The 6,265-nt window shown below is 67.0% G+C and carries 5 protein-coding genes; 2 read left to right on the top strand and 3 right to left on the bottom strand.

The window, feature by feature from the left end; translation table 11 throughout:
• Positions 1-74: 74 nt before the first annotated feature.
• Positions 75-1,247 (bottom strand): alkane 1-monooxygenase, encoded by a 1,173-nt coding sequence (locus GON09_RS22320; RefSeq protein ID WP_213933781.1) that lies wholly within the window; start codon positions 1,245-1,247, stop codon positions 75-77.
• Positions 1,248-1,459: 212 nt separating this feature from the next.
• Positions 1,460-1,663 carry a cold-shock protein gene (locus GON09_RS22315; RefSeq protein ID WP_169618985.1) on the bottom strand — a complete coding sequence of 68 codons (204 nt, stop codon included), beginning with the start codon at positions 1,661-1,663 and terminating at the stop codon, positions 1,460-1,462.
• Between the two features lie 166 nt (positions 1,664-1,829).
• Here GON09_RS22315 and GON09_RS22310 point away from each other — a divergent pair, with 166 nt between their 5' ends.
• Complete coding sequence (locus GON09_RS22310; protein ID WP_213933780.1) at positions 1,830-3,086, top strand: pyridoxal phosphate-dependent aminotransferase; 1,257 nt, start codon at positions 1,830-1,832, stop codon at positions 3,084-3,086.
• A gap of 330 nt (positions 3,087-3,416) precedes the next feature.
• Positions 3,417-4,700, top strand: a complete 1,284-nt coding sequence (locus tag GON09_RS22305) for a YibE/F family protein (protein WP_213933779.1) — start codon at positions 3,417-3,419, stop codon at positions 4,698-4,700.
• An 18-nt stretch (positions 4,701-4,718) separates the two neighbouring features.
• On the opposite strand, the gene GON09_RS22300 is transcribed toward GON09_RS22305, so the two are convergent.
• Complete coding sequence (locus tag GON09_RS22300; protein ID WP_244865606.1) at positions 4,719-6,134, bottom strand: Hsp70 family protein; 1,416 nt, start codon at positions 6,132-6,134, stop codon at positions 4,719-4,721.
• Between the last annotated feature and the right edge of the window lie 131 nt (positions 6,135-6,265).

The following is a 6,265-nucleotide window of genomic DNA, read 5'->3' as shown; positions in this document are numbered from 1 at the left end:
TCATCTCCCCGGGCGCGCGTGATCCGCACGGGCGTGCGCATCACAGGAACGGCGCGGTCTCCCCGACCCGGCGCCTAAACACGACCACCGTATCGTGCCCGAATTGCCGCTCGCTTCGCAGGCTGGATGTTGATCCGCGTCAGATCATGGCCGTAGTGATCGAGCAGTCGCGGGTCCATGACCCGCCGCCACAGCGGCGGAAACAGGGCCAGGATGATCAATACGGCGTAACCGGCGGGTAGCTGCGGCGCCTGCGGCATCGACCGCAAGGTCTGGTAGCGGCGCAGCGGGTTGGCATGGTGGTCGCTGTGACGCTGCAGGTTGTAGAGGAACAGGTTGGAACAGACGTGGTTGCTGTTCCAGCTGTGCTGGGGCTGGACGCGTTCGTAGCCGCCGTCGGGTCGCTTGTCGCGCAGCAGCCCGTAATGCTCCAGATAGTTGGCGCCCTCGAGGAACATGACGGCCATGACAGCCTGGACGACCAGCCACGGAGTGATCGCCCAGCCGAACACCGCGATGAGCACGGCAAAGAGGACGACGCTGAGCGCCCACGCGTTCAGGATGTCGTTGTGCCGCAGATTCCAGAACGACGTGCCGCGGCGTTCGAGCCGGCCCTTCTCGTAGCGGATCGCGGAGCGGAGGCTGCCGAACACCGAGCGGGGAAGGAAACACCAGTAGCTCTCCCCCATGCGGGCGGTGGCCGGGTCCTCGGGGGTCGCGACGCGCGCGTGGTGCCCACGATTGTGTTCGACGTAGAAGTGGCCGTAGAACGACTGGGCGAGAGCGATCTTCGCGAGGCGCCGCTCGATGGTGGTGCGTTTGTGCCCGAGCTCGTGCGCCGCGTTGATCCCGACACCGCCGACGATGCCGAGTGTGGCGGCCATCGCGAACCGTTCGGCGCCGCCCATGGGCTGCGACACCCACATCCAGCACCCGAAGGCCAGGCCCGCATATTGCAGCGGGAGGTAAAGGTAGGTGCAGTAGCGGTAGTACCGGTCGTTCTCGAGCGTCCGCATCATGCTTTCGGGCGGATTGCTCGTGTCCAGTCGCGCGAAGGCGTCCACCAGCGGGCAGATGACGGCGATGATCAGTGCACCTGCAGCCCAGAAGACGCCGAACTTCAGGTGTTCGACGAGCAGGTAGGCGAGGAACGGGCTCAGAGGGACGACGAGTCCGTACAGCCAGAGGTGTTTCCTGGGGTCGGTCCATCGATCGTACGTCGCGCTGCGAGGAGTCGCCGAATCCACAAACACCCATCCCCCAGGAAGAACAACCGTCCGGTACGAATACCCTCGACACCGGAGGAAACAAACTGTAACCCCACGACCCGGATACACCCTACAAGCTGCACTTACCGACCGGTAGGACCAGTGGTGCCGTGTGTGGCGGACGGCACACGACGACGGCGCCGCACGAAAAGTGCGACGCCGTCGTACGCGGGAATCCGAAAGTGTGCGACCTAGATGGCGCGCACACCCTGAGCCTGCGGGCCCTTCTGACCCTGGCCGATCTCGAACTCGACTCGTGCTCCCTCGTCCAGGGACTTGAAGCCCGAGCCCTGGATTTCGGAGTAATGGACGAAAACGTCTGCTCCCCCACCATCCTGCTCGATGAAGCCGAAGCCCTTTTCCGCGTTGAACCACTTGACGGTGCCCTGCGCCATACCACTTGCTCCTTGCATTCCCCCACGTCACCCCGACGTGGAGCCTAGATGGACCTCGATCATCGCATTGATCCGGACATTCGTCGCGCCTTGTTTCCCAACTCGTTACCGCAACCGACAAAACGCGGATGAAATCGTGTTGCAGCACGGTGGCACGATGTAACCCGTGACTACCGAGGAGCAAGGCCAACTTCACCATCACATCAGCCGTCGGCTCGAGCAGTCGTCGAAGCTCCAGAACGTGCTCTACGAGATCCGCGGGCCGGTGCACGCTCACGCCGCGCGGCTCGAGGCCGAGGGGCATCGCATCCTCAAGCTCAACATCGGCAACCCCGCGCCGTTCGGATTCGAAGCGCCCGACACGATCGTGCAGGACATGATCGCGGCGCTGCCCCACGCGCAGGGCTACTCGGAGTCCAAGGGCATCGCCTCCGCCCGTCGCGCGATCGTCACGCGCTACGAGCTCGTGCCGCGCTTCCCCAAGTTCGACATCAACGACGTCTACCTGGGCAACGGCGTCTCCGAGCTCATCACCATCACCATGCAGGCCCTGCTCGACGACGGAGACGAGGTGCTCATCCCGGCACCCGACTATCCGTTGTGGACGGCGATGACCTCGCTCGCCGGTGGCACTCCCGTGCACTACCTGTGCGACGAGACCAACGACTGGAACCCGGACCTCGACGACATCGAGTCCAAGATCACCGAACGCACCAAGGCGATCGTGGTGATCAACCCGAACAACCCGACGGGCGCCGTGTACTCGCACGAGGTCCTCGAGGGGATCGTGCGGCTCGCGCGCAAGCACCAGTTGTTGCTGCTCGCCGACGAGATCTACGACAAGATCCTGTACGACGACTCGAAGCACATCTCCTTGGCCTCGCTGGCTCCCGATCTGCTCTGCCTGACCTACAACGGGCTGTCGAAGGCCTACCGCGTCGCCGGCTACCGATCGGGGTGGATGGTCATCACCGGACCGAAGGACCACGCGGCAGGCTTCCTGGAGGGCATCGATCTGCTGGCGTCGACCCGGTTGTGCCCCAACGTGCCGGCGCAGCACGCCATCCAGGTCGCACTCGGCGGTTATCAGAGCATCGAGGATCTCGTGCTGCCCGGCGGGCGTCTGCTCGAGCAGCGCGACGTGGCATGGGAGCGGCTCAATGCGATCCCGGGCGTGAGCTGCGTGAAGCCGCGGGGTGCGCTCTACGCCTTCCCACGGCTCGATCCGGAGGTCTACGACATCCACGACGACGAGAAGCTCGTGCAGGATCTGCTGTTGCAGGAGCGCATCCTCGTCACCCAGGGCACGGGCTTCAACTGGCCGAACCACGACCATCTGCGGATCGTCACGTTGCCGTGGGCGCGTGATCTCGCGGTGGCGATCGAGCGGATCGGGAACTTCCTTTCGTCCTACAAACAGTAGGTAAGGGACATTTCGAACCCGGGGACCAGATCGTTACCGGATGGTGACTTCGGGGTTTTCGGGACCAAAGTCCCTGCCTGAGGGCACGTGGCACCTGCCCGATCGGACAGTTTGTCGGATTCGTGACCATCGACACATGTCAACCCCTCCCCAAGTCGGGGTCGGAACCAGTAATTTGTCTTATGGCACTACGCACTACGCACGGTGCCGGGCTCCCTGATCGATCGCCATCCCCCCTGTGCGAGATCAGGTGACGGTGGCGGGGACACCCCCCCTGCTCCCCGCCACCACCAGCCCAACTCTCTCCCGCCTCTTGGCTAGCCTGTCCTGATGAATCACGGACACGGCCATCTCGGACACGGCCACAGCCACGGACAGGCCGAAGGTCCCGCTCCCTTGGGACCGATCGCCGCGAAGATCGTCGTCGGCCTGCTGACCGCGATCGGCGCCCTGGTGCTTCTCGGCACCGCACTGCTGTGGCCGAGCAGCCGCTCCGTGGACATCCCCGCTCCCTTCCAGACCACCGGTGGGGATGCAGTCGTCACCGAGGCCGGGACGGTCGTGGAACAGAACACCGGGCCGTGCGGAAGCCCGTCCTTCGGCCGCGTCTTCACCGGCGACCCGTCCCCGCCCGCGATCAACACCTTCGACTGCGAACGCAGCATCGTCGCCATCGAGTCCGGGCCCGACGACGGCGCCCGGACACTCCTCGAGGTGATCCCCGGTCCGGGCCAGCCCGAGCTGAAGGCCGGCGACGAGATCCGCCTCGTCCGCCAGACCGACCCGACGGGCACCACCCAGTACTCCTTCTACGACTACGCCCGCGGCTTCCCGCTCGCGTTGGTGGTCGCGGCGTTCGCGATCGTCGTCGTCGCGATCGCCCGGTGGCGCGGCCTGCGCGCCCTCATCGGCCTGGTCGTCGCGTTCGGCGTGCTGGTGGTGTTCATGCTTCCGGCGCTCCTGGACGGCAAACCCGCCGTGCCGGTCGCGCTCGTCGGCGGTGCGCTCATCCTCTACGCGGTGCTCTATCTGGCGCACGGCGTGAATCTGCGGACGAGTTCGGCGTTGCTCGGCACCCTCGCCTCGATGGTCGTCGCGGCCCTGCTGTCCTACGTCGCGATCCGGTTGACGAACCTCACCGGTCTGTCGGAGGAGCAGAACACCGATGTGCAGTTGTACATCGGGCACGTGTCGATCTCGGGCCTGCTGCTGGCCGGATTCATCATCGGCTCGCTCGGTGTGCTCAACGACGTCACCATCACGCAGGCGTCGTCGGCGTTCGAGCTCGCCGGGCTCGATCCCGACTCGTCGCGCCGGGACATCTTCTCTGCGGCGATGCGCGTGGGCCGCGACCACATCGCGAGCACCGTCTACACGCTCGTGCTGGCCTATGCGGGCGGCGCGCTGCCGTTGCTGCTGTTGTTCTCGGTAGCGGGGCGGTCGATCACCGATGTCATCACCGGTGACGCCGTGGCCATCGAGGTGGTCCGCGCGTGTGTGGGCGGCATCGCGCTCACCTTGTCGGTGCCGCTCACCACGGCGATCGCCGCCGTGCTCGCGCGCACCGACGCCCCCGGACAGCAGACGGGTGGCCGGCACGCGCGACGCGCGTGACCCGGCGACTCAGCGACCTCAGGGCAGCCGGATCTGCGGCAGCGGCGGCAGCTCGATCGTCGGCAGCGGCGGCAGCGTCGGCAACGGCACGCCGAGACCCGGAATGGTCGGCGGCGGCGCGGGTTCCGGCTCGGGCGCCGGCGGAACCGGGCGCGGCGTGTAGGTCGTCGGGATCGGTTCCGGGGTGGCCGAGGTGGTCGTGGTGACCTGCGTGGGAGCCACCGCCGGTGCCGGGTTCGGACGCGGCGCGCTGGTGGTGGACGGGACGTACGACTGGGTCGGGCTCGACTCGTCGGCGGAGGAACCGGTGAATCCGGTGCTCAGCGCCACGCCGATGACCGCGACCACCGCGAGGGCCGTGCCCGCGATACCGGCGCCGGAGATCTGCCTGCCGCTGACCGACGGACCGCGACCGGCCAGCGACGACCACCACGGCTTCTTCGCGTCGGCAGACTCCGGACCGGTGGCGGTAGCGGGGGGCGCAGCGGCCGCGGTGGCGACGACCGGGATCTGTTCGGTGTCGGCACTCGTCGACGGGGGCCGGCCCGGCACGATGCGCGTGAGGGTGCTCACCGGTTGCGAGGTGGCCGGTTTCGCGGCGGCCATGGCCCCACCCTTGGCGAGGACGAGTTCGGGCTCGTGCGGCACCACCAGGGGCAGGCCGAGCCACGAGCGCAGTACCTCCTGCACGAGCGGGATGTGCGCACCGCCGCCGAGCAGGACCACCGCCTCGGGGTTGCGACCGGCACGGGAGATCACCTGGTGCACGAACTGGGCCGACGACTCGACGCACTGCCCGATGAGCGGGTCGAACGTCTCGCGCGACATGAACACGACCCCCGCAGCGCCCGGCACCGCCACGGTGTCGCTCTGCGAGAGCTTCTCCTTGGCTTCGCGGCACTGCGCCGACAGTTCGTCGTCGGTGGCGGGATCGTCGGGACGCCACACGCCGTTGGTGTCGAGCTGGTGGTCGCGGATGACGTTGTCGAAGACCCGGCCGCCGATGCTGTCGGTGCGTTCGGCGAGCACTTCCCGGGAGACGAGATCGACGACGGTGACGGTGAGTCCGGCGTCGCCGAGGTCGTAGAAGACTGCGGTGTTGCTCCCGAGTTCTCCGGTGGCCTGCAGATAGGTGACCGCGGCCTCGGGTTCGGAGACGAGCAGGTACCGGTCGATGTGTTCGACGGCCATCGCCGCGCGCAGGCGCTCGGCCTGGGCCTGGTCGCGGTAGACCACCCCCACACGCTCGATCGGGTCGCCCGCGACACCCGTCTGGAAGAGCACCCCGAGGGTGCCGGCAGCCAGACGCGCCGGATCGTCCTTACCTGTCTCGACCACCTGGAACTGGAATCCTGCGGTCGGAGTCGTTCGATCCACCGGCCGTACCACCCGAACGGCGCTCTCCCCCACGGTCACCCCGAGAATAGAACTCATCAGCCGCCTTCGACGTTGGTTGCGCCAGCCGTGTAGCTTCCCCCGGCGCCCGAAAACACCGACGATGGTACAGAACGTTACCGACCGGTCACGAGGGCCGTTCGGACGACGTACACCGGGACCGAGCACCT

Origin of the sequence: Rhodococcus sp. B50, from assembly GCF_013602415.1 — a bacterium.
Taxonomy (GTDB): Bacteria; Actinomycetota; Actinomycetes; order Mycobacteriales; family Mycobacteriaceae; genus Rhodococcus.
The sequence above is the reverse complement of the archived record's forward strand: the minus strand, read 5'-3'. Positions and strand labels throughout refer to the sequence as shown.